Origin of the sequence: Aeromonas sp. Y318-3, from assembly GCF_027706185.1 — a bacterium.
In the GTDB taxonomy this organism is placed as follows: Bacteria; Pseudomonadota; Gammaproteobacteria; order Enterobacterales; family Aeromonadaceae; genus Aeromonas; species Aeromonas veronii.
Genome location: NZ_JAPDCN010000007.1, coordinates 1 through 23280 on the forward strand (window position 1 = coordinate 1; position 23280 = coordinate 23280).

General features: G+C 57.2%; 20 protein-coding genes. 11 read left to right on the plus strand and 9 right to left on the minus strand.

Annotated features, from left to right (window positions below; genetic code table 11):
• Positions 1–212 precede the first annotated feature (212 nt).
• The gene (locus OKB77_RS11090) at positions 213–503 is read left to right on the plus strand and encodes a hypothetical protein (protein ID WP_042082561.1); all 291 of its coding nucleotides are present in this window, start codon (positions 213–215) and stop codon (positions 501–503) included.
• On the opposite strand, the gene OKB77_RS11095 is transcribed toward OKB77_RS11090, so the two are convergent.
• Positions 477–3920, minus strand: coding sequence for an ATP-binding protein (locus OKB77_RS11095; RefSeq protein ID WP_270817627.1), 3444 nt, complete (start codon positions 3918–3920; stop codon positions 477–479). The genes OKB77_RS11090 and OKB77_RS11095 overlap by 27 nt on opposite strands.
• Before the next feature lie 122 nt (positions 3921–4042).
• Here OKB77_RS11095 and OKB77_RS11100 point away from each other — a divergent pair, with 122 nt between their 5' ends.
• Positions 4043–4681 carry a response regulator gene (locus OKB77_RS11100; protein WP_270817628.1) on the plus strand — a complete coding sequence of 213 codons (639 nt, stop codon included), beginning with the start codon at positions 4043–4045 and terminating at the stop codon, positions 4679–4681.
• A 47-nt stretch (positions 4682–4728) separates the two neighbouring features.
• On the opposite strand, the gene OKB77_RS11105 is transcribed toward OKB77_RS11100, so the two are convergent.
• The 4 genes from OKB77_RS11105 to OKB77_RS11120 all read right to left on the minus strand — a co-directional run bounded on the left by OKB77_RS11105 (position 4729) and on the right by OKB77_RS11120 (position 9677).
• Complete coding sequence (locus tag OKB77_RS11105) at positions 4729–6000, minus strand: hypothetical protein (RefSeq protein WP_270817629.1); 1272 nt, start codon at positions 5998–6000, stop codon at positions 4729–4731.
• Entirely contained in the window at positions 5952–8378 is a 2427-nt protein-coding gene (locus tag OKB77_RS11110) for a TcfC E-set like domain-containing protein (protein ID WP_270817630.1), read from the minus strand. The genes OKB77_RS11105 and OKB77_RS11110 overlap by 49 nt, the downstream gene beginning before the upstream one ends.
• Before the next feature lie 66 nt (positions 8379–8444).
• Complete coding sequence (locus OKB77_RS11115; RefSeq protein WP_270817631.1) at positions 8445–8933, minus strand: CS1 type fimbrial major subunit; 489 nt, start codon at positions 8931–8933, stop codon at positions 8445–8447.
• Between the two features lie 45 nt (positions 8934–8978).
• The gene (locus tag OKB77_RS11120; protein WP_270817632.1) at positions 8979–9677 is read right to left on the minus strand and encodes a hypothetical protein; all 699 of its coding nucleotides are present in this window, start codon (positions 9675–9677) and stop codon (positions 8979–8981) included.
• A 279-nt stretch (positions 9678–9956) separates the two neighbouring features.
• On the opposite strand from OKB77_RS11120, the gene OKB77_RS11125 reads away from it, so the two are divergent.
• The 3 genes from OKB77_RS11125 to OKB77_RS11135 all read left to right on the plus strand — a co-directional run bounded on the left by OKB77_RS11125 (position 9957) and on the right by OKB77_RS11135 (position 12562).
• Positions 9957–10694, plus strand: coding sequence for an EAL domain-containing protein (locus OKB77_RS11125; protein WP_270817633.1), 738 nt, complete (start codon positions 9957–9959; stop codon positions 10692–10694).
• 256 nt (positions 10695–10950) lie between these two features.
• On the plus strand, positions 10951–12312 hold the full coding sequence (trhP, locus tag OKB77_RS11130; protein WP_042082572.1) for a prephenate-dependent tRNA uridine(34) hydroxylase TrhP: 1362 nt from the start codon (positions 10951–10953) through the stop codon (positions 12310–12312).
• A gap of 1 nt (position 12313) precedes the next feature.
• On the plus strand, positions 12314–12562 hold the full coding sequence (locus tag OKB77_RS11135) for a YfhL family 4Fe-4S dicluster ferredoxin (RefSeq protein ID WP_005334896.1): 249 nt from the start codon (positions 12314–12316) through the stop codon (positions 12560–12562).
• A 56-nt stretch (positions 12563–12618) separates the two neighbouring features.
• Here OKB77_RS11135 and OKB77_RS11140 read toward each other — a convergent pair whose 3' ends face one another.
• Positions 12619–13011 (minus strand): DUF1090 domain-containing protein, encoded by a 393-nt coding sequence (locus OKB77_RS11140; protein WP_005334898.1) that lies wholly within the window; start codon positions 13009–13011, stop codon positions 12619–12621.
• Between the two features lie 158 nt (positions 13012–13169).
• Between OKB77_RS11140 and OKB77_RS11145 the strand changes: the two genes are divergently transcribed.
• Positions 13170–13523, plus strand: coding sequence for a DsrE/DsrF/TusD sulfur relay family protein (locus OKB77_RS11145; RefSeq protein WP_005334901.1), 354 nt, complete (start codon positions 13170–13172; stop codon positions 13521–13523).
• Positions 13524–13698: 175 nt separating this feature from the next.
• Positions 13699–14781, plus strand: a complete 1083-nt coding sequence (locus tag OKB77_RS11150) for a diguanylate cyclase (RefSeq protein WP_123172560.1) — start codon at positions 13699–13701, stop codon at positions 14779–14781.
• A 34-nt stretch (positions 14782–14815) separates the two neighbouring features.
• Here the strand turns inward: OKB77_RS11150 and OKB77_RS11155 are convergent, their stop codons facing one another.
• Both OKB77_RS11155 and sohB read right to left on the minus strand, forming a co-directional pair.
• A complete protein-coding gene (locus OKB77_RS11155; protein ID WP_270817634.1) occupies positions 14816–16039 on the minus strand; it encodes an MFS transporter in 1224 nt (407 codons plus the stop codon).
• Between the two features lie 180 nt (positions 16040–16219).
• On the minus strand, positions 16220–17227 hold the full coding sequence (gene sohB / locus OKB77_RS11160; protein ID WP_005347779.1) for a protease SohB: 1008 nt from the start codon (positions 17225–17227) through the stop codon (positions 16220–16222).
• A gap of 222 nt (positions 17228–17449) precedes the next feature.
• Between sohB and OKB77_RS11165 the strand changes: the two genes are divergently transcribed.
• Both OKB77_RS11165 and OKB77_RS11170 read left to right on the plus strand, forming a co-directional pair.
• Positions 17450–18205, plus strand: coding sequence for a YciK family oxidoreductase (locus OKB77_RS11165; RefSeq protein ID WP_040069067.1), 756 nt, complete (start codon positions 17450–17452; stop codon positions 18203–18205).
• A gap of 127 nt (positions 18206–18332) precedes the next feature.
• On the plus strand, positions 18333–19247 hold the full coding sequence (locus OKB77_RS11170; protein ID WP_247823263.1) for a LysR family transcriptional regulator: 915 nt from the start codon (positions 18333–18335) through the stop codon (positions 19245–19247).
• 15 nt (positions 19248–19262) lie between these two features.
• On the opposite strand, the gene OKB77_RS11175 is transcribed toward OKB77_RS11170, so the two are convergent.
• Positions 19263–20435 carry an MFS transporter gene (locus OKB77_RS11175; protein ID WP_005334914.1) on the minus strand — a complete coding sequence of 391 codons (1173 nt, stop codon included), beginning with the start codon at positions 20433–20435 and terminating at the stop codon, positions 19263–19265.
• A gap of 182 nt (positions 20436–20617) precedes the next feature.
• Here OKB77_RS11175 and OKB77_RS11180 point away from each other — a divergent pair, with 182 nt between their 5' ends.
• Both OKB77_RS11180 and OKB77_RS11185 read left to right on the plus strand, forming a co-directional pair.
• Positions 20618–21763, plus strand: coding sequence for a MalY/PatB family protein (locus OKB77_RS11180; RefSeq protein WP_204383845.1), 1146 nt, complete (start codon positions 20618–20620; stop codon positions 21761–21763).
• Between the two features lie 81 nt (positions 21764–21844).
• Complete coding sequence (locus OKB77_RS11185) at positions 21845–23266, plus strand: TAXI family TRAP transporter solute-binding subunit (RefSeq protein WP_270817635.1); 1422 nt, start codon at positions 21845–21847, stop codon at positions 23264–23266.
• Positions 23267–23280 lie beyond the last annotated feature (14 nt).

A 23280-nucleotide genomic window follows, 5' to 3' on the forward strand; every position in this document is an offset into this window, starting at 1 on the left:
CGGCCAAAGGGATCAGACTGTAAATCTGACGGCTCTGCCTTCGAAGGTTCGAATCCTTCTCCCTCCACCATCATTCAAGAAAACCCGGCCTCGCGCCGGGTTTTCGCTTTCTGCCATTCTCATCACATTTTTCCGACCTTGTCAGATCTGACAGTTGCAATTGCATCCCATCTTGCTCATCGTGGCATCATCGACATCAGAGTGTTCATATCATGTTTGAAGTCTGGGACGAGCATGGTCACGCCACCGGTCTGACATTGCAGGCGCTCAAAGTCAGAATCAGCAACGACTATCAGGGTGATCTGATGGTGCGCTACAGCAACAAGCTGGGACTCCCCACGACCCTCTTTCTGACCATCCATCAGGGCGTTGCCTATCAACGCTTCAAAGCGGGCTCGCCAAAACTGGATTGGGAATGGCTGGCCACCGCAGGCAATGGCCACAGCCCCCGCAATTTTATGAGCGAACAGTTCCCCTTACTCCAGCTCTCCCTCGATAACTGAGTGTCCCTCTCTTTCGCTCAATAACGTCAATTCATCGATGATTTGCTGTAATTGGGCACGAAAGCGTGTCAGCTCATCAGTACAAGCTGGCGATCCAAATTGACGGATTTTTTCTTCCAATCGCCATGCCTGTTCTGCCAATTCCGGCACCATCATCATGCTGATGGTCCCCGCCTGACGATGCACCCAATTGGCCAATGCATTGTCATCAAGTGACTCCTGCACTATCGACTGTTCAAGCTCCTGGCGAAAAAGCGGAAACATCTGCCGCAACTTGTCACCATGACCAAAAAATGCCTCCATGGCTGCAATATCAATCAAGGTTGGCGCGGGTAAGATCTGCCACTTCTGCAACATCTGGCGCAGAGTATCCAGCAGCACCGGTTTACCCAACAGATCGTCCATGCCCGCGGCAAAACAGCGCTGAGCCTGCTCTGGTAACACATTGGCCGTCATGGCGATGATCAGTAGCCGCTCACCTTTCTCTGCAGCCCGTATCCTGCGGGTGAACTCATAACCATCCATCACCGGCATCTGACAGTCACAGAGCACCAGCTCATAGGGATGCTGTGCGACCATCTCAAGAGCTTGTTGGCCATGCTCTGCCACATCGCAGTTCATCCCCAGTTGCCTGAGCTGGCGTATTACCAGCGACTGGTTGAGGGGATTATCCTCCACCAGCAATACCCGGCAGGGCTGCATGGGTACGCTCTTTCGCATAGCTTTCGTTGCCGTCCCATAGCTCAAGCCAAGCTGGCGATAGCAAACTTCCCGCACCGCATGCCAAGTCATGGGATTGCTGTTGAGGATGTAACCCTCCTCATCACAACGATAACCGAGAGGGGTTGCCAGCGGCAGCACCCGGATGACCCCGTTGCCCGCCAGCTCATGGTCTGTGAAACGCAACTGAGCATCACCAGACTCAGACGTTCGTGTTACCCCCAAGGCGTCAAGATGCAACAGCAGGGTGTGGCACAGCTTATCGTCATGGAGATCGATATGGGCTTGCACGCCATTGAGACGGAGATCAGGCTCTCGCTGTGCCAGCACTGGCAACGTAACCGTCAGGCTGATGAAAGTGCCTAGCCCAGGGGCACTCTCCAGCCGGATCTCGCCACCCATCAAGGTGGCCAGGGTCTGGCAAATACTCAGGCCCAAGCCGGTACCACCATAACTGCTGGTGGTGGAGCGCTCTGCCTGCTCAAAGGCATTGAAGATCCGGCCAAGCGCTTCGGCGCTCATGCCGATGCCACTGTCGCGCACGCCGAAGTGCAATTGCTGTTGCCCCTCCTCCTGCGACAGCAATTGCACCGAGATCTCGATAAAGCCCCGCTCGGTAAATTTGATGGCATTGCTGACAAAGTTGAAAAGGATCTGGCGCAAACGCAGCGCATCACCACTTACCCGAGCCGCCACACCGGCATCCGCCCAGAGATAGACGCGCAACCCCTTGCGATGTACTTCGCTCACCGTCATGGTCAGCACGCTGTCGATCAATTCACGGATGAGAAAAGGGGCCTCTTCGAGCTGCATCTTGCCCGCCTCCAGCTTGGCGAAGTCGAGCACGTTGTCGATCAGCGCATGCAACCCCTGGGCACCGCGGTTGATAACCTCCACCATCTGGCGCTGATCCTGGGTCAGCTCGGTAAAAGTGAGCTGTTCCGCCATACCGACAATGCCATTCATGGGCGTGCGAATTTCGTGGCTCATGGTGGCCAGAAACTCCCCTTTCTGGGTGGCGGCAGACTCCGCCTTGGCCTTGGCTCTGGCAAGTGCAGCCTCAACCTGATGACGACGAACTATCTCCTGACGCAGCCGCCAGTAAGCCACCGACAGCACCAGAATAAAGAGCGTAATCGCCCCCCCGGCGGGCAACAGGGTGCGCACCAGTTTCGCTCTGGGGATACCTTCGCTGTAATTGAGCGCCAGCCAGCTGTTGCGGATCTGGCGCTGCTCCTTGTCGCTCATGCTGGCAAGCACCCGGTTGACCAGGGGCAACAAGGGGACGTAAGGCTCACGCACCGCAACGGCCAACTCATCTTTGAAGGGGGTGGGCGCGGCAATATGAAGCCGGTCATCAAACTGCTCGGTGATAAGGCGGGAGACCACCACCAAATTACCGATATAGGCATCTCCCTCACCTGCGGCAACACGGGTGAGTCCCTCGCCAGCGCTCTTGGTCGTGGTCAGTTTAAGGTCGGGCACCAGCGCCCTCAGCTCGGGGATCAACATGCCATCGGTCAGCAGCAACTGTTTGCCGGCCAGATCGGAGAGATCCCCGATAGGGAGACTGCCACGTGATGTCACCAGTACCAACGGGAATGATGCAAAGGGCTCGCTGGCATGCCAACCCACCAACCGCTCGATGATCCGTGCGGGCAGTACTGCCAGATCCACATCGTGATGCAGCAGTTGCTGTTGCAGGTCAGGCCAATCCTTTATCGGTATTCGGCTGTAAGCCAACCCCAACTTCTCCTGCAGCAAGTTCAGATAATCCAACATCAAGCCGATCGGGTTACCATTCTCATCGTGATAAGAGAAGGGCATCCAGCTGGGAAGCAATCCCAGCTTCAACGGTGGCAATGTCGAGAGCCAGCCACGCTCATCAGGACGCAGCAAGAAATTGCTGTGCCCCATAAAATTGGGCTCCAGACTCTCCCCCAACCAGCGTTTCTCCAGTTCACTGCGCGCCTCGACCGTCAGCGCCTGAATGGCAGTATCAAGCCGGATAGCAAGAGAGTGTTTCTGACTGGCGATGCCAAGATGCAGGGTTTCCATCAACAAGGGAGACTGAGCGACCACCGCCAACGCCGGGTGACGCTCGATAAACAGATTGGCCACATGAAGGTTGCCGATATAGGCATCTGCCCGCCCTTGTTCTACCGCCTGCAGTGCGCTGTGGGTATCCACAAACAGCCTAGGCGTGACACTGGGATAATGCAGCTTGACCAGCTTCTCGGTCAGAAAGCCTTTTTCGATGGCAATGCTGGCAGATTGCAAGCGGCTCACATCCCGAAACAGAGCGCTGTCCTGGCGCACCACCACCACAGTCGGTGAGGTGTAGTAAGGCAGGCTATAAGTGATGCACTGGCGCACTTCAGAGTTAAAAGCATCAAGCAGGATATCGAGCTTGCCACGGCAGGCATCGCTATACATAGCCTCCCAGTCGGGGTAAACCTGCCAAGCAATCTTGTAGTCCAGCTTTTTGGCCAATTGTTCCATCAATTCAACGCTGAATCCGGCTGCGGCCCTGCCGTCCCACTGCTGAAAAGGGCCCCATCCTCCGGCCAATATTCCGACTTCAATCGTTGGGAGAGAGGGACCAGATTTCGCCAATACGGCAGGCGTCAAGAAAAAAACAGAGACAATAATTATGAATCGTTTGATTAATGACATAAGCGAACAATATATAGACATAACGATTCAAATATATTTATCAAAAGATATATGCACCTGAAAAAATGGGGTGCGCACGGTAGTATAGAAATGTTAGCTTTGATAGCCTGAATATTATTCACCGTTTTATAAGAGGCTCATCCATGTCCTTCAAGATTATTCTTGCCGATGACCACCCCTTGATTCTGACCGGAATCCGCAGCCTGATTGACCAGATAACCCCCCATTGTGAAGTGATCGCCGAGGCATATCAGGTATCTGACTTGCGGACTTTATTGCAGCAACATCATTGTGATTTGCTGATCACTGATTTCAGCATGCCGGGGGATACCCGTAGCGATGGCATGGTCATGATCCAGCAGTTGCGCCGGGATTATCCCAATCTTCCCATTATTGTGCTGACCCAAATCCAGAACAGTGGCATCTTGCAATCCCTTATTCAGGCTGGGGTAAAAGGACTGATACTAAAGAAATCGGTTATTAATGAACTTGCCGATGCAATTCGCCAGACATTGCTCGGCCATCACTATATTGGTCCGACAGTACAAATGCTGCTGGCCAGTGCCGGTATCTCCGGGCAAGGCAACAGCAATCCGCTGACACCCAAGGAGAGTGAAGTAGTGCGCCTGCTGGCCAGCGGCATGTCAGTCACTCAGATCGCCGACTATCTTCATCGCAGCGTTAAAACTATCAGCACCCAGAAAAAAAGCGCCATGGTACGACTCGGCTTACAAAGTGATAGTGAGCTTTTTCAATACGCCAAAGAACATGGTTTTTACTAAAATAAGACTTTGAAAATAAATATTAAATTATGGTGCTGTTATGTAAGTCAGATAGCAGCCTCAATTATTATAGTAATATCCCCTTTGTAACGCCCACCGGGATGCTTCATCATTTCTGAAACTTGCGCACCTTTTATTTCAAATTTGAATGGCCGTTCATCACCTGATAGTACTGAGTGTCCATAATAATTTTCATCTTTATTTGGATATGTTAAATACTGACCACCACGCATCCCTGTAGCATAGACATCAACTGGTACAGAGTGGTTTGCTCGCTCATTTTTAATCAAGCAGCGACTTCCTTCATTATTTAAATATTGGCATCCTAATCTTACATTATAGGGTGCAGATGCCCAGATTCTGGCTGCTAATGTTGCCGTTAATGCGTCTGGCGCATGACCATTTTTACGATATATCCAGTTATTCCATCCTCTAACTGGCTGAAGGTCTACTGTTTTTTCGTTCATAGGGAAAACAACTTTAAGCTGATGCCTAACAACAAGTGTCAAGTTGATTACCAGTTGATTATCTGTATATGTACCATTACCGAAACTAAGATCGCCATCCTTTCCTAAAGATAATGTAATACTTCCTTTGTATATGCCGTTAGGCATACCAATAGGTGAAGGTGGTTTTATTTTGAAGCCAAAAAAAAAGCCCTTTATGGTTCCATTAGAAAGCAGAGATGACTTGGTGTAACATTTATTTCCAGCCTCACCTTTCCATAACATCATCCAATGCGCCAAGAAGTTACCGCCTCCCATATGTTTATCGATATGACTGCACCCCCCAAGCGGATTAGATAATACATTATGGTAGAATGGCCAACCAATATCAGGCTTTATATCTGCGTTATAATATACCCCCATCATTTTGGGGACAAATGATGCAGAAAAACTAACCCCATTACCTGAAGCCAACACTATATTTCTTTCTCTTGGAAAACCTAAGAAAAAAAATGAATCCTTGGGGTCTGAAAACTCAACAATAGTGCTTCTCTTCACATCAGCATCGATAGAAAATAATAAATTATCGAGCGGTGAGATGCTACCATTACAAGTAGTCAACCACATCCACCCAGTCAATTTTTCACACCTGGTTGTACTCTTGAACAAACTATCACTTATATCATATGACTTCGGTTTATACTCAGCAGTCACCTCTATTGTTTTAGAAAAAGCATTACCAGAGAGCAGAAAAGTTAATACAGCAATATAAGTTAACATTGATTTTAAAAAATGTAAATAAAAATCACTAGCTCTTAATTTAATCATTTGGTAGATACCATGCTTTGATTTACAACCTTCAATGATGAACATGTCAATTCACCTAATAGAATAATATCTGTTTCCTCAATACTCCCCTGCTTACCTGCCGGATTGTTGCAACGGAGGGTACCATTATGTTCCACGGTAAATTCCGGCTGCCGTCGACTCGCCTCCAGCGCAAAGAAGCCATCGTTTTCGGTAAATGCCCGCCCTATGGGGTTACTGACCATGGCACCACGCAGCGGCCTATTTTGCTCGTCGAGCAGGCGACCAATCACTGTAACGGTGCTAATGGCATTCACCTGGCCATAACCCACTCCACCGCGATTAAGGTGGTAAGGGAGCGCGGTGGGCTTGATGGTGAGCGGCGTCCCCTCGTGGTCAGCCATCTCCAGTTGCAAGACACCACTCTGCAAGGCTGGCACCGAGACCAGATGGCGACCGGGCCCAAGGGTTTGTACGCTGCCCAGATCGTCGCTGACCCTGATCCGCGCCGCCTCGTTATCAGCATCGATATCGAGGATCATCGCCGCCTCATTGCCCATGCCGCTCATCTCGCGGGAACCGAGCGCCAGATTCCCTTCCTGCCCCAGTGCCACCACGCTCTCCAGATTAACGCCTCCGGTCACCTCTGCGTTGTAGGAGGAGTGCTGGGCAAACAGGTCGCCCCCCAACCAGGGCGACGCGAAACGACCATAGCCGGATAGACCGGTACCATAGCTGTCGTGGGTGCTGCCCACGCTGACCTGACGCAACGGGCCCCAATCCACTTCCTGCTGGTAGTTGAGATAGGCACTGCGCTGGGCACCGCCCGAGCGTGAGGTATTGCTGCCCAGCCCCAGCGACAACTGGCGATCATCTCCCCCCAAGTTGATAGTGAGACTCAGCGTGCTACCGCGATCCCGCTGCTGCGCCGTGCTCTCGCTGCCGGGGCGATCGAACAGGGTCACCCCCCAGGTCACCCAACGCCCCCAAAGCCGGTCACTGTAGTGCCACCCCACATCGGCGCCGTTGCCACGGCCAGACTGGTGAGAGAGATAGACACCGAGGGTTCCCCACTTATCAAGCGATTGCTGCAATGACAGGCTGGACACCGAACTTGCCTCCCCCTGCTGGCGCAGATTGCGTGAATGGCTGGCTACCAGACTGCTATTGCCATGCCAGTAGATCCCCTGCAAATCGTAACCCCACCCCATGTCAACACTCTGGTTGAGGGAGGCAAAGCCGTGAAGCTGACTGGTAGCCTCCCAGTCGAGTGAGAGGGAATGCTGGGCACGTCTGTCCACATACTGGCTACCCGCCCCCACCACCAGCGAGGGAAGCAGCAGGTGGTTCACCGCAGCACCACCACTGGCGCCTTCCAAATCGCTATCTCCCTGCCGCACTAGCCAGCGGGTCTGACGCCCGGCAAACAGGTTGAAACGCCACGGTTCCTCCGGTGTCTGCCAGTTGGAGGGTTTGTAGATCATCTCGCGCCAACGGCGGGTCTCCTGACCATCCTCCAGCAGCCGCAGCTCCACCTCGTAGATACCACCAGGTAGCGAGCGGGTATCGAGCGCCTGCAGACCGGATACGACCGGCTGGGACTGGATGAGGTTGCCATCCCGATAGATCTCAACCATGCCCGGCCGTGCCGGTGCCACCTGGATCGGCGCCAGACTGGGAACCCCGCGTTCCCGGCGCAGCAGATCCGAGCTGCCCCACATCACACCAAGCACTGTAGGCGTCGCACTACTGTAGTAGTTGGGCTGACGCACCAACCCCTGCGCCGAGGGAAAGAAGAAGCCGAGACGATAAAAATTGGCCTCATGGAGCCGTTCTCCATAGATCTGAGCCATCCCCAGATCAGTTGGCCCACCCTCTTGCCAGGTGGCATCCCCCTCCATAAAAGGGGTCCACTGTCCCCAGCTGCCCTCCAACTGCAGGTTGTAGTGACCGTTACGCTGAGTGCCCTGCACCAGGTTCAGCTGGTTCTGGACGAGCAACCCCTTACTCTCTTGGGGCAACGCCATAAAACGCTGATCCCGCGCTCCCTGCTCCACCTTACCGGTCAGTATCGAGAGCTGGGACTCCTCCAGGCTGTATTGCAACCCCACTATGCCTTCAGGACAGGCCCGGCCACACTCGCCGAGTGGCAGATGGCTTCCCAACTTGCTCAACCAGCGTTCACGCGCCCCCTCGTCAAACTCGCTCTCCTGTACATCCACCAGTGAGAGAAGTTGTACCGAGTTATCCCGCCCGAGCAGCACCTCCCCATCCCCCAGCAGGCGACCGTCGACAGTGATTCGCACCATCAGGGGCACCCCAAAAAAGTGCTCTTCAAACCCTTCAGGCAACTGCTGCGCCTGTTGCAACAGCAGTGCAGGTTTAGCCACCACCAGCGGAGCAGAGAGCAACAGCCCGAGCAAAAGAAGAAGAGAACGAACCATGAAGTACAACCTGAAAGCCTGAAATCTCAATTAAAGGGGGGGCCTGATGGCCCCCACATACCCAAGTCAGCCACCTTGAGCAGGCGGCGCCTCGGACTCAAACATCATGCTGACAATTCCCTGATAGTTGCCGGGCTTGTAGCCACCGCTTGGTGCCACGGCCGGAATGATCTCCAGTCCGACTTGTTTGCCGGTATTGGCATCGGCCTGGGTCAACAGCTCGGCGGATGTGGTGGTCAGTGCAACGCCTGCCACCTTGACCGTCAAGCCGATACTCTCCTTGCCGCTGGCGATGGTAGCGGGATAGACCAGATAGCCCTTAATGGGGCCAAGAGTGCTCTTCATCTCCAGCTGCTTGGCCAAGGGATCCAACTTCTGGTTAAAAGGGTTGAAGGTCAGTTTCTGCGGGGTATTCATCCAGTCCCCGACCGGCTGCACATAAAACTTGTCCGTCGGGATCTGCGCCGTCACCGTTACCGTATGCTCGACCTTCTCGGCTGCCATCAGGGTACTGCTTGCCAACAACAGTGCGGGGGTGAACCATAACCTCTTCATAACCACTCCTTATTCTTTGATGATATTCATATGACATATCGATGTTCAGGCCTTGAACTCCTTGAATACCGATTGCTTTCCTTCTATCAGTTCAAAACGAACCGTACTGGTGGCATCTTGGCTGACCCGTTTTTTAACGCCGGGCAACAGATGCAGCTTCTCCGGTTGGCTGCATGACGTTTTGTCACACAGCTCCAGATAATCGAGAATAACGGTGGCATTGCCCCGGTTCTCCACATAGAGGGCACCGTTATTGCGGCCAATCCGGGTGTCATAATGGGTCTCTTTGGGTGCCACAAACAAAATGGTGCCATAACCGGTCATGATGCTGACCCCGGCGCTAATTTGCTGTTGTGGTGGCAATTCGGTTATTTCATCATCCTGTGGCTTGACCGGTACAAAACGCACCCGAAAATAACGTTCTCGCTCCCGCACTCCCATATAGATAAAACGGGTAGCCTGTGAGCCGCCAGCAGGGATAATCAACCTGGAGGGACTGATCACCAACTGACGAACCCCCTCCTCCGGTAACTCCTGCTCCTTCGGCACGCCATCGGTATCATATATAATTTCGGCCAAGGTTATTTTGACAAATGCCGTCTCATCACCAAGATTTCTAACCCGCTTGAGCAGCGTAGTTTTTTCTGCCGACATATAGTCATATAAGGTGCCAACGCTAATATCCGGCAATGCCAAGGCATTGCTGCTGAATATAAGCAGCAATACAGTAAAAATCTTATTCATGAATAATTATCACACTGTAAAAACGATAGAGAGTGGTGCCTTCATTCATTGAAGGCTCCGAAAAATATACGAATTCCATATATGCAGATCGCCAGATGATCATATTTGGCTCGGCGATTCGTCATTGAGGCCAGTCTAGATAATCCACACAGCGGACTTAATCGGAATAATCTGATACTGCCAAAGTATTTTTTCTGCAAACAATCAGACAATTCCTACAGCCAGCTTTCAACATCCTCCCCTATTATCCGAAATCATCTCAGTCAGCAGGGAAGTGACATGTTTGCGTTTAAAGAAGAGTTTCCGGTCGGTGACGTGGCATCCCTGACGACAGCGGACATTGCCGTGCCCTTTTATCAGCCAATCGTTGACCGGGATCGCCAGATCATCGGCTTTGAGGCGCTGGCCAGACGCTGGGAACCCCACCAGCAGCGCTATCAGGGAATAGACTTTCCCTCTCTCAGCGATGAGGAGTCCCTGTATGTGGATATCGTTATGCTCAGAGCCATTCTGCGCGACCTGCCAGCACTGGCGAAGGGAAGGTCATATATGCTCTCCATCAACCTCAATCCCACACTGAGCAGCGCCACCTATCAGAACCTGTTGCTGCTGGTGCTGCTACAAGCCCGCAAGCTGGATATCGCAATCTGGTTCGAGGTGGTGGAGTACGCCCCGCTAGAGCGCAAGGAGTTGGCCCTGATCGAGGTACTGCGCAGCCACGGTGCCCATATCGCCTGCGATGATTTCGGCACTCAGGAGTGCAATTTTCAGCGGGTGATGGCGCTCCCCTACGAGGTCATCAAGCTGGATCGCTCTCTGCTGCTGCAAGCGACCAGGAGTAGCCATGCCTTGCGCATGCTGACCGGACTGGTGGAGTACCTGCAGCGACTCGGCATGAAGGTGGTGTGCGAAGGGGTGGAAAACCAGACCCATATCGAGATTGCCGATCAGCTCGGCTGTGACTATCAACAGGGTTACGTCTACGCCATGCCCTCCCCCCTCTCCCGTTGGGCCTGAGCGGCGGTTTCATTTCGGCATCCTATCGGCTCGCGCAGCCAACAATGTCCTGCCAAATTGCATGATGACGTGGGGGCGAGTACAATCTCGCACCCCGAATATCCGGCGCTTCTTCTTTAGATAACTCCGGATATGCCGTCATCGGGTCGCGCTGCATTGAGCCTCCTCTCGGAGGGCATCTTGCACCGCAGCTCAACCACTACGATGCCATCAGGTGGCATCGTCCTGATTTGCAATCAGATATAAAGAGTCCACCATGTTTAAACCAGAATTGCTCTCCCCCGCAGGTTCCCTCAAGAACATGCGTTACGCCTACGCCTATGGCGCCGATGCCGTCTATGCCGGTCAGCCCCGCTACAGCCTGCGGGTGCGCAACAACGAATTCGATCACGAAAACCTGCAGCTGGGCATCAACGAAGCCCATGCGCTGGGCAAGCAGTTCTATGTGGTGGCCAACATCCAGCCCCACAACTCCAAGCTCAAGACCTTTATCCGCGACATGCGCCCTGTGGTGGAGATGAACCCCGATGCGCTGATCATGTCCGACCCCGGTCTTATCATGATGATGCGTGAAGCCTTCCCGGATATGCCCATTCACCTCTCGGTGCAGGCCAACGCGGTCAACTGGGCCACGGTGAAGTTCTGGCATCAAATGGGCCTGACCCGCGCCATCCTCTCCCGCGAGCTGTCGCTGGACGAGATCGAGGAGATCCGCATGCAGGTGCCGGAGATGGAGCTGGAGGTGTTCGTCCATGGCGCGCTGTGCATGGCCTACTCCGGCCGCTGCCTGCTCTCCGGCTACATCAACAAGCGTGACCCCAACCAGGGCACCTGCACCAACTCCTGCCGCTGGGAGTACAAGGTGCACGAAGGTAAAGAAGATGACGTGGGCCAGATCGTCCACCGTCAGGAGCCCATCGCAGTGCGTCCGGACAACACCCTGGGCCTTGGCAAGCCGACTGATGCCCTTGTGCTGCTGGAAGAGTCCAACCGCCCGGGCGAGTACATGAGCGCGTTCGAGGACGAACACGGCACCTACATCATGAACTCCAAGGACTTGCGTGCCGTCGAGCACGTCGAGCGACTGACCAAGATGGGCGTTCACTCGCTGAAAATCGAAGGGCGCACCAAGTCGTTCTATTACTGCGCCCGTACCGCTCAGGTTTACCGCAAGGCAATCGATGATGCGGTGGCGGGACGTCCGTTCGACCGCAGTCTGATGGGCACTCTCGAAAATCTGGCCCACCGCGGCTATACCGAGGGTTTCCTGCGCCGTCACAATCACAGCGAATACCAGAACTACGACTACGGCTACTCCGTCTCCGACACCCAACAGTTTGTCGGCGAAATCACCGGACGCAAAGGTGACATGGTCGAGGTCGAGGTGAAGAACAAGTTCCTGGTGGGCAACAATCTGGAGCTGATGACCCCGCAGGGCAACGTCCGTTTCAATCTGGAGCAGATGGAGAACCGCAAGGGCGAGCTTATCGATACCGCGCCGGGCAACGGTCACGTTGTCTATGTGCCGGTCCCGAAAGATCTGGATGTGAACTACGGCATTTTGCTGCGCAATCTGGGCGACAGTCAGGATACCCGCAACCCGCACACGGCGGCCTGAGATGGCGCTGCTCATCACCGACAAGTGCATCAACTGTGACATGTGCGATCCCGAGTGCCCCAACCAGGCCATCAGCCTGGGTGAGGAGATCTACGAGATCGACCCCAGTCGCTGCACCGAGTGCGTCGGTCACTATGAGAAGCCGACCTGCATCAGTGTCTGCCCTATCGACTGCATCATCTGGGATCCCGCTCATGTGGAGACCGAAGATCAACTGATGGAGAAGTTTGTGCGGATGCACAGGCAGTAAAACGAAGAAAGGCCGAGCAATCGGCCTTTTTTGATCCTGCGTTCAGCGGCTGGCCATCACTTGCCGACCAGCCGGATCAGTTTGTCCAGCTCACGCTGGGCCTCCAGCATCCGGGTCTGGGACTCCTCCAGCCTGGCCTGCCGCTTGGCAATCTTCTCCGGTTTGCCACTGACTCTCGCCTCCTGCAGCTCGAGCAGACGCTCATCCACCTCGCCACGCAGTTTGTTAACCCGCTCTTTCTGCTCCTTGAGCAGACCTTCATCGGTACAGTTGGCCTTGATATTGCGCGCGGCCTGTTCCAGCCCGGCAATCTGCCCGGCATTGTTGTGTGCTTTGGCAAACACCAGCTGGTCATTGACGGCCTGCAGACGGGCCTTGCAACCGACCGCCTCACTGCCAAAGGCCTGACCCGCCAACAGCAGCAAGCCGGCTCCCAATACTTTCCACATCTCGATTCATCCGGTCTTGTTTGCGAGCTGACCATAAAAACTTCGATCGGCAGCAGGGTCAAGCAAGTGGAAAAAAGGTGCGACAGAAGTTGTGCAACATCACGCAATTGCCACCCCGTTGGCTCTACAATGGCGCTCTTTCCAATCGGGAGTCTGTTATGAATCAACAAATTGTGGTCATTGCCAACGGTGCCCCCTATGGCAGCGAATCCCTGTTCAACGCCCTACGTCTCGCTATCGCCCTCAACGAACAGGGTGGTGCCAGCCTGAAGCTGTTCCTGATGTCAGATGCGGTGAGTGCAGCGCTGGCCGGTCAGGCACCGGCCGAGGGGTACAACCTGCGCCAGATGCTGGAGATCCTGCTGGCTCAGGGCGTCACCATTCGCCTGTGCAAGACCTGCACCGATGCCCGTGGCATCACCGCCCTGCCGCTGATCGAGGGGATTGAGGTCGGCACCCTGCCGATGCTGGCCCAATGGACCCTGGCTGCCGACAAGGTGCTGACGTTCTGATCTCCTCCTCCGGCTCTCTTGCCCCTTTAGTCCTCATCTGACCCTCAATGGCCCCCGCCATACGGGGGCATTGCGCGCGCCACCAGTCTCACTGACTACACTATCAGTTGCCACGCCTGCTTGTTTGTCCCACCTCATGGACAGCGTAACGCCCAGTAATAAACCGAGGACGACGATGAATCCGACCGAACAGACCCTGCTTGAGCAGATGAGGATCACCGACTTCGAAATTGCCCATCGCAAGGAGTTATTGCTGCTCAATGAGCAGGATGTGGCGCGGCTGGCAAGTTATTGCAGCAAGATAGAACCACGGATAGACGCCCTGGTGGATCGCTTCTACCAGCAGCAGACGGCCATCACCGAAATCGCCCTGTTGATCGGGGATGCTGATACCCTCATACGGTTGCGCACCGCACAACGGCGCTATGTGCTCGATCTCTTCAGCGGCCATTACGATCTGGAGTACGTCAACAACCGGCTGCGGATCGGGCTGGTTCACAAGCGGATCGGAGTCGAACCCAAGCTCTATCTGGCCGCCATCAACACCCTCAAAGCCCTGCTGATCGAGGATATGTTCGAGCAGATCCACGATGAACCGGAGCGCCTCGTCATGCTGGCCGCACTGGACAAACTCTTTCTGTTCGACATCACTCTGGTCTTCGAAACCTACATTCGCAGTCTGGTGTCGGAAATAGAGTCCTCCAGAGAGAAGTCGGAGAACTATGCCAAGAGTCTGGAGCAGAAAGTACGCGAACGAACCAAGCAACTGGAGGAGCTGAACCGCACCGATGCCCTGACCGGATTGCTCAACGTTCGCCACCTCAACGAGCTGTTGCTGCTGAGCCTGCGCACCTGTCAGCGCCGTGCCGAACCCATGGCCATCGCCTATCTCGATATCGACAACTTCAAGCAAATCAACGATACCGAAGGTCACCAGCGCGGAGACGAGATCCTGCGCATCGTTGGCCACTGCATCCGTCAGGTCTTTCGCGCCGAAGACAGCTGCTTTCGTTATGGGGGAGATGAATTCTGCCTGATCCTGCCCAACTGCAACGAGAGTCAGGCGCGGGATATCTATCTCAAACGATTGATCAACACCGTCAAGGAGCAGTTGGGCGATCTCACCCTCAGTATCGGCATAGTGCAGACCGGGCCGGAGCACTACGACGACGGGCTAAACCTGATCCGGCTCGCCGACGAGAGGATGTACGCAGCCAAGAAGGCGCTCAAAGAGAAGACGCCGGGTAGCACGCACTGAACATTCAGCATCACAGATCCCCGCATTAACCGGGTCAGCTCCGCTCAACCACAGACGTGGCCACAGCGGGACGCTGTACTCTGGCCCCACACTCATAAAGCGCAAAAATCGCCACACAAAGCAGCGCCATCAGCGCATAGAGCCACTGACCGCTCCACTGCTCGAGGATCCAGCCTCCCAGCAGGGCACCTGCGGCCCCTCCCAACCCGGCCAGTGCGCTGGCACCAAAGTAGCTCCCTTTGAGGTGAGCAGGGGCCATCTGGTCGATCAGCACGTTGAGCAGGGGGAAGAGGATGGTCTCGCCGATGCTGAGCAGCAGCACGGCACCAAACCAGTGGCTGCGCACCATCGGGTCCCCCAGCGCGAAGAGCAGCTGGGCCGCCAGAAAGAGCGCCATGCCGATATGAAGCCGTACCCGCACCGGCCAGCGTGACAACAACCGCAGCAGCGGAAACTGCAGCAGCACCACGGTCAGGGCGTTGGTCGCCACCAGCAGGGCAACCAGCTCGGCCACCTGCGGCATACCGGCCCGGGTCAGATACTGCACCAGCGGCGAGTGAAACTGGGAGTAAACCAGCACCATCAGAAGATTGGCCATCACCAGCAGCAGGAAGGCGCGATCCGCCAGCAACACCTTGATGGCATCCCGCAGTCCGGGGCCAGCTGCACCCGGCTTGCCTGTGCTGCCAGCCCGGCGAAATCCCCAGCCAAAGGCCAGCGCCAGCAGCAAATAGCTCACCACCAGAAACAGGAAGGTCTCCTGCTGGGCGTTGATCCCGAGAGTCACCCCTAGCAGAGGCCCCAACGCGGCCCCCAGATTAAGCAGAAAATAGCGCAGGTGCAGTGCCAGCTCCCGCGCCTTGGCCGAGGCCAGACTGTCGGCCATCAGCGCCTTGCCGGGGGCATCGATGAGCCCCGACGAGAGGCCGCTACCCATCACCCCGACCCCAAGCCAGAACACCGCATGGGAGAAGCCGAGCAGGCCGAAACAGATCATCGCCACCAGACAACCAGCCAGCAGTATGCTGCGCCGCCCGAAGCGATCAGAGAGCCAGCCGCCGTAAAAACTGACCAGGGTAGAGAGGGCCATTGAGCTCCCCAGCAACAGGCCGATGAAGGTGGCCGAAAGGTCATACTCCCGATAGAGCAGAATGGAGAGGAAGGGCCACACCATGTAGTAGCTGGTGCGCACCATGAAGGTGCCCAGAATGACGATCCAGACCAGCGGGGTAAATTGCCTGAAGGTGCTCCATGACATCGCTATGCTCCATGCCCCGCAGCTCTTACCACAAGATCCTGTCATAAACGGGGAAAGCGTTCAGTTGTAACAGAGGGCCTCAATAGAAACAACCTTTGTTCACCAGCAAGGTACAACCGGATGCAAAAAGGCCAGCCTATGGGCATCGGCTGGCCTTTTTATCGCGGGATTTCCCTCGGGTTAGCGCCAGGGGCTCTGCTGCCACAGACGCCCTAATCCCGCCTCGAGCGCCTGCGCGCCCTGCTGTCCCAGCTTCTGGGTCAGACTTTTAGGCTTGCGATAGCTGATGCCGATCACCTTGTGGTGGCTGGCCTGCGCCAGCAGGTAGTCATCGCTGGTGCAGAGGGTATCCACCAACCCCAGCCCCTTGGCCTGACTCGCCAGCCAGTGTTCACCGGTCGTGACCTGATCGATATCGAGTTGCGGGCGGTGTTCGGCCACAAAGGCCTTGAAGCGCTCGTGGATCGCCGCCAGCTCCTCGCGAAACTTCTCGCGCCCCAGATCGTCGTTCTCGCCAAACATGGTGATAGTGCGCTTGTACTGGCCGGCGGTGTGCATCTCGAATTCGATATCGTGCTTTTTCAACAACTTGTTGAAGTTCGGCATCTGGGCGATCACCCCGATGGAGCCGACGATGGCAAAGGGGGCAGCCAGGATCTTGTCCGCCACGCAGGCCATCATGTAGCCGCCGCTCGCCGCCACCTTGTCGATAGCCACGGTGAGCTTGATGTCACGATCGCGCAGTCGCTGCAACTGGGAAGCGGCCAAGCCATAGCCATGCACCACGCCGCCACCGGATTCGAGTCGCAGCAGCACTTCGTCGCCGGGCTGGGCGACGCCGATCACCGCGCTCACCTCTTCGCGCAGGGAGGCTACCTCTTTGGCATCCATGCTGCCGTTGAAATCGAGCACGAACAGGCGACTGCGCTCATCCCCCGCCTTGGCGCGCTTCTTCTGCTCCTCTTTCTGCTGCTTTTCCATCACCTTGCGCTCGGCCTTGCTGGCGAGCGCGCTCTTGAGTGCAAATTGCCCCTGCTCCAGCTCGCTCGAGAGATCGGTCACCACCAGCTCACCCTTGCGCGCTTTCGGCTGGCGAGTGCTGACGATCATCAGGATGATGGCGCCGATGGCCAGCAGGAAGGTCACTGTCTTGGCCAAAAACAGGCCATATTCGGTCAGAAATGTCACGATGGACTCCAGAATGGATCGGTTTTCGTCACATTCTAGGGAGTTTGATGGAGGCGCGCAAAAAATCGCAGCCAGTGCCAGGAAAAACCAACCCGAGCATCACAACCTCTCTATTTTCTTCACATTTTTCTTGCCGCTGGCTGGTCAAACAGGCGCGCGGATCAGTACACTTGGCGCCGATTGCCATGCACTTATGGCCGGAATTTGTTAACAGGAGTTGTCATGCTCGATTATCAGGCGCCCCGCGATCTGCTCAAGGATAAAGTCATTCTGGTCACCGGTGCCGGCGACGGGATCGGCCGCGAAGCCGCCCTCACCTACGCCGCTCACGGTGCCACCGTGATCCTGCTCGGCCGCACCAGCGCCAAACTCGAAGCCGTGTATGACCAGATTGAAGCGGCCGGTTATCCGCTGCCCGCCATCGTGCCGGTGGATCTGAAAGGGGCCACCGCCGCCCACTACCGCGGCATGGCCGAAACCTTCGCCCAGCAGTTTGGCCGCCTCGACGGCGTGCTGTTCAACGCCGGTCTGCTCGGCACCCTCTCTCCGTTTGAACACATTCAGGAGAAGGAGTGGGACGAGGTGATGCAGGTCAACGTCAAATCGGAATTCCTGCTGACCCAGGCGCTGCTGCCGCTGCTGCGCCAGACTGCCAAGACGCAGGGCGATGCCTCCATCGTCTACACCTCCTCCAGCGTGGGGCGCAAAGGGCGCGCCTACTGGGGCACCTATGCCATCTCCAAATTCGCCATCGAGGGGATGATGGAAGTGCTGGCCGACGAGCTTGAGAACACCGGTGTGCGGGTCAATACCCTCAATCCAGGCGGCACCCGCACCAAGATGCGCGCCAGCGCCTTCCCGGCGGAAGATCCCATGAACCTCAAGACCCCGGCCGACCTGATGCCCCTCTACCTCTACCTGATGGGGTCGGACAGCCGCGGCAAAACCGGCCAAACCTTTGTGGCTCAGCCAAAATAAACAGGCGGCTCAGCCCAAATAAATCAATAAAATACCCAGAGTGTTGTACGGCAGGGGTTAAATTGAATAGGGAGCACAGGCTCCCTGTTCGAACCACTGACCATCCTATCTCCAATCAGGTTGAACTATGTTTCGTCCCAAGAGCACGTTTGAGCAATGGCGGATCTTTCAGGCGGTAGTCGACTGCGGCGGCTACGCCCAGGCGGCCGAGGCGCTGAACAAGAGCCAGTCCTCCCTCAATCATGCGGTTGCAAAGTTGCAGCAGAGTCTGGGGGTGCCCTTGCTGGAGGTGCGCGGCCGCAAGGCGGTGCTTACCCCGGCGGGCGAGATCTTCCTCAAGCGGGCCCGTCAGCTGAGCCAGCAGGTGGAGGAGCTGGAGAATCTGGCCAACAACCTGGAGCGGCAGTGGGAGCCGCAGATCAACCTCTATGTCTCGGCGCTGCAACCAAGGGATCGCCTCTATCGGGCCTTGGCCAGCTTCTATCCCCGCAGCCGGGGTTGCCGGGTCAACCTGCACGAACGCATTCACTGCCACTTCAACGCCCTGCAACCGGGGGACCTGATGCTCTCCGAGCACCTGCCCGGCGATCGCACCGGCCTGTTGCTGGACGAGGTATGCCTGCTGCCTCTCTGCGCCGCCAGCCATCCGCTGGCGCAAGAGGAGGGGCCCATCCGCAGCGACGTGCTGACCAGCCACAACCAGATCAGCCTTCATCCCCCCATTCACCGCTCGGTGGACTGGAACGATGCGGATGACACCGGCTGGAAGGCGACCCACTACCACGAAGTGCTCGCCATGCTGCGCCTTGGCCTCGGCTATGCCTGGCTGCCGCGCCATCTGATAGAGCGGGAGCTGGCGGAAGGTTCACTCATACAGCTGGATCTGGAGAGCGGCAACGAGCGCCACCTCTACACCTACCTGCTGACCCTCTCCCCCGAATCTCTCGGCCCAGCGACCGAGCTGCTGCTGCGCTGCCTGCGCAACGAATATCAGGGCGAATCAGCGCCGCTTCCGCACGCCCAGCCCCGGCACGATAAATAACAGCCAGATCCCCCGTCAGACGTTGGGCACCCGCCAGCTGGCGGCCAGTGCCACCAGCGCCAATCCCAGCGCCACCATAAAGACCCCGTGGAAACTCCACACCTCCGCCACCACTCCGGCGATGGCCCCTGCCATGATGGAGCCGGTGCGGATGCTGTTGGCAAACAGGGTGGTCGCTACCCCGGCCCGCCCCGGCATCAGATCCTGAAAATAAGACATGCCGATCCCCGCCACGATACCGATGAAGATGGCGTTGAACAGCTGCAAGGCGATCAGGGCGTATTGGTCGGTGAGGGTCACCAGACCTGTGTAAAAGGCCGCGCCAGCCAGCACCGCCAACAACATCATGGGGCGCTTGCCAAAACGGGCCGTGTAATAACCCGCCAGCAGCATGAAGGGGATCTCCAGCGCCGCCGCCGTGCCCATCAGGATACCGGCAAGCTTCTCATCCATCCCGAGCTCCCGGGTGATATAGAGCGGCATATTGATGAGGTACATGCTGTTACAGGTCCACATCAGGGTGGAGGCGATAAAGAGCGCCCGCACCGCCGGATCCCGCCAGCTGCTGACCCGCTCTGTCTCTTCGGCCATCTTGGGCAAAGGCAGAGAGGGGAGCCAGCGCCACACCACCAGGGCGCAGAGCAGATAGGCCAGTGCCGAGGCCAAGTACATCAGTTCGAAGCCGTAGCCGATGGCTAGCGCGAAGGCGATGGGCGGGCCTATGACCCAGGCCAGCGAAAACTGGGCCCGCATCACCGAGCTGAACATGTCCGCCCGCCGGTTGCGGCTGTCAGAATACTCCCGCGCCAGCGCAAACAGCTGGGGACTGGCCGTGGCCGCCAGCGCCGCAAGCATGACCCCCAGACTCGCCAGCAGCCAGTAGTTGCGGTTCCAGGCAAACAGCAAGGAGAGCGCTACCCCGGCAAAGCAGCAGCGCAGGATCAGTCGCTTGCGATCCCCCTTGTTGTCGGAGCGATGGCCCAGCCACTGGCTGACCAGAATGCCCACCACAGCATTGATGGTATAGAAGAGCCCGACCAGAAAGGGGCGCACCTGCACCTCTTCGGCCAGAAACAGACTTAAGGTAGGCACCTGCAGTGCCACCGCGACGCCGGTCATAAAGGTCACGGCAAGAAACGAAAGAGAGACGGGGTCAGGGCGTTTGACCGCCGCTATCGACAAGCTCATAGGGTTACCACTGATTGGAGGGACGATACGGGCTAGCGGGCGGCAGCCGTATGAAAATTCGGCGCCTATCTTATGTCACTATCAAGAGCGGGCTCAAGGATGGCATAAGCAGGTGTGCGCCTTGCGAGGGAGGCCGCGACCCCGTAGAGTGAAAGCCCATCCTGCCAGCACAAGGAGTTCGCATGTTTGATTTTGATCAGGAAGTAGACCGCAGTGGCACCATGAGCCTGAAATGGGACAAGTACAAGGGTCAGGATGTGCTGCCCATGTGGGTTGCCGATACCGACTTTGTCTCCCCCCCGTCCGTGATTGAGGCGTTAACCAAACGGGTCGCCCACGGCATTTTCGGCTATTCACGCCCCTCGCCGCGCCTGATCGAACTCATTATCGAACGGATGGCGACCCGCTATGGCTGGGCAATCGAGCCCGAATGGCTGGTGTTCCTGCCCGGCGTGGTGCCGGGGCTCAACCTTGCCTGCAAGGCGTGGAGCCAGCATGGCCGCGGTATCATCACTCCCAAGCCGGTCTACTACCCCTTCCTGCAGGCACCGGGCTTCAATGATCGTCCCCTGCTCACCGTGCCGATGATTGAGGAAGCCGGTCGCTGGGTGCTGGATCTTGAAGAGCTGGAACGTCAGGCTCCCGCCGCAGATCTGCTGCTGCTTTGCAACCCCCACAACCCGGGCGGCACCATCTTCACCCGTGACGAGCTGCTGGCCATCGATGCCATCGCCGCGCGCCACAATCTGGTGATCTGCTCCGATGAAATCCACTGCGATCTGCTGCTGGATAAAAACGCCCGCCACATTCCCTACGGCGCCATCAGTGCACAAGCAGCCGAGCGCTGCGCGGTGATGATGGCCCCGAGCAAGACTTTCAATATCGCCGGTCTCTGCTGCTCCTTCGCCATTATCCCCAACCCCCGTCTGCGCTTCAGGCTACAGCAGGCGATGCGCGGCATCAGCGCCGACGTCAACCTGCTGGGCTTTGTCGCCGCCGAAGCGGCCTATGAGGGGGGCGAACAGTGGCTGACCGAGCAACTCGACTATCTGACAGCCAATCTGGCCCTGATCCAGCAAGCGGTTACCCGCTGGCCCGGCGTCAAGCTGGCCAGTCATCAGGCGACGTATCTGGCCTGGATCGATGTGAGCGCCCTTGGCCTTGCCGATCCCATCGCCTTCTTCGAGCAGGCCGGCGTTGGTCTCTCCCCCGGCGCCCAGTTTGGCGACGGTCAGTTCGTGCGGCTCAACTTCGGCTGCACCAGGGCACGGCTGACCGACGCGCTGGCGCGGATGGAGCGGGCAATCCTCAACCACAACAAGCCCTGATCAGCCAGCAACGGGATGGGCAAGCCCCATCCCTTTTTCCCTGTGTCATCAGCCAGCGGTCAACTCAGTCAACGGTCAATTATGTCTCTACGGATCTTGCATCACCTTCTGCTCCCCCTCTGTGCACTCTCTGCGCTGCTCCCCTTTGGCAGCCAAGCGCTGACTATCGGAACGGGCCCGCTCAACGGGGTCTACTACCCGACCGGTGGCGCCATCTGCCGGGTGCTCAATGCCGGCCATGCCCTGCATGGGGACAGCTGCACCGTGCAGAGCACCCGTGGCTCGATGGCCAACCTCAAGGCACTCGACAAGGGGGACGTACAGCTGGCGCTGGTACAATCCGATGTGTTGCACCACGCCCTGCACGGCACCGGCCCCTTCAGCGGGCAGGGGGCCAACAATGAGCTGCGCAGCCTGTTTCGCCTCTATCAGGAGTCGTTGACCCTGCTGGCCGCCCCCAATAGCGACATCACCACCCTGGCAGATATCGAAGGGAAGCGGGTCTATCCTGGCAACAAGGGCGCCGGTGAGCAGATCACCAGCCAGGCCCTGATGGCGGCCATGGGATGGCAACCCGGGCAGTTTGCTGCCTATCAACTCAAGTCGGACAGCGAACCGCTGGAAGGGCTGTGCGATGGCTCGCTGGATGCCGCTTTTGTGGTAGCCGGTCACCCCAGTCTGGCGGTCGGCGATCTGATCAGCCGCTGCAAGGTGCGCCTCATCCCCATCGAAGGGGAGCAGATCGACACGCTGCTCAAACAACACCCCTACTACCAGCGCAGCCGCATCACCGCCAACCTCTATCCGGGACAGACCACCGCCATCAACAATATCGGGATGAGTGCCGAACTGGTGGCGCTGGCCAGCCTGCCGGACCCCATCGTCCGTACCGTGCGCGATACCCTGCTGGCCCGGGTCAAGCAGTTCAGTCGGCTGCATCCTGCCCTGAGCAAAGTGACCCCCGAGCAGTTGCAGGCGCAAACCGAGCTGCCCCTCCATGCGGGGATGTCGGATCAACCGCCAGCCCCCTTGCCACTGACCCCCGAGCAGTTAACCGCGGAACAGCTGACACCGGAGCCGTTAACACCAGCGCCATCGGCCTCGGAGGCTGCACCAACGGCAGAGGTGAGTGCCGCGGACGGGGCGACTGCGCCCATTGAGGCGCCCTCCGACGCGACCGCCACCAGCAGTACCGCAGTGGCAACAGAAGCCACAGAGGTTAATCCCTTGCCCGAAGAGGCACTTGAGGTCACCCCCGAGCTCACTGCTACGCCGCCCACCGAGGGGGAAAGAGTGGCTCCCTCTGCCGCAGCGTCAACGGCGCCAGCACCATCGGCTGCCGTTTCGGCTCAGTTGCCACAAAGCGCCTCTGCGGCCACTACGCCGCAAGAGCAGGCAACCCAGCCTGCCAGCAGCGCGGTTGCTGACGAAACCCCACCGCAGGATAAAACCGATACACTGCCCTCCCCTGCCACCAGTGCAGCCACACCGCCGCAGCACTGAGTGGTCAGCACCCA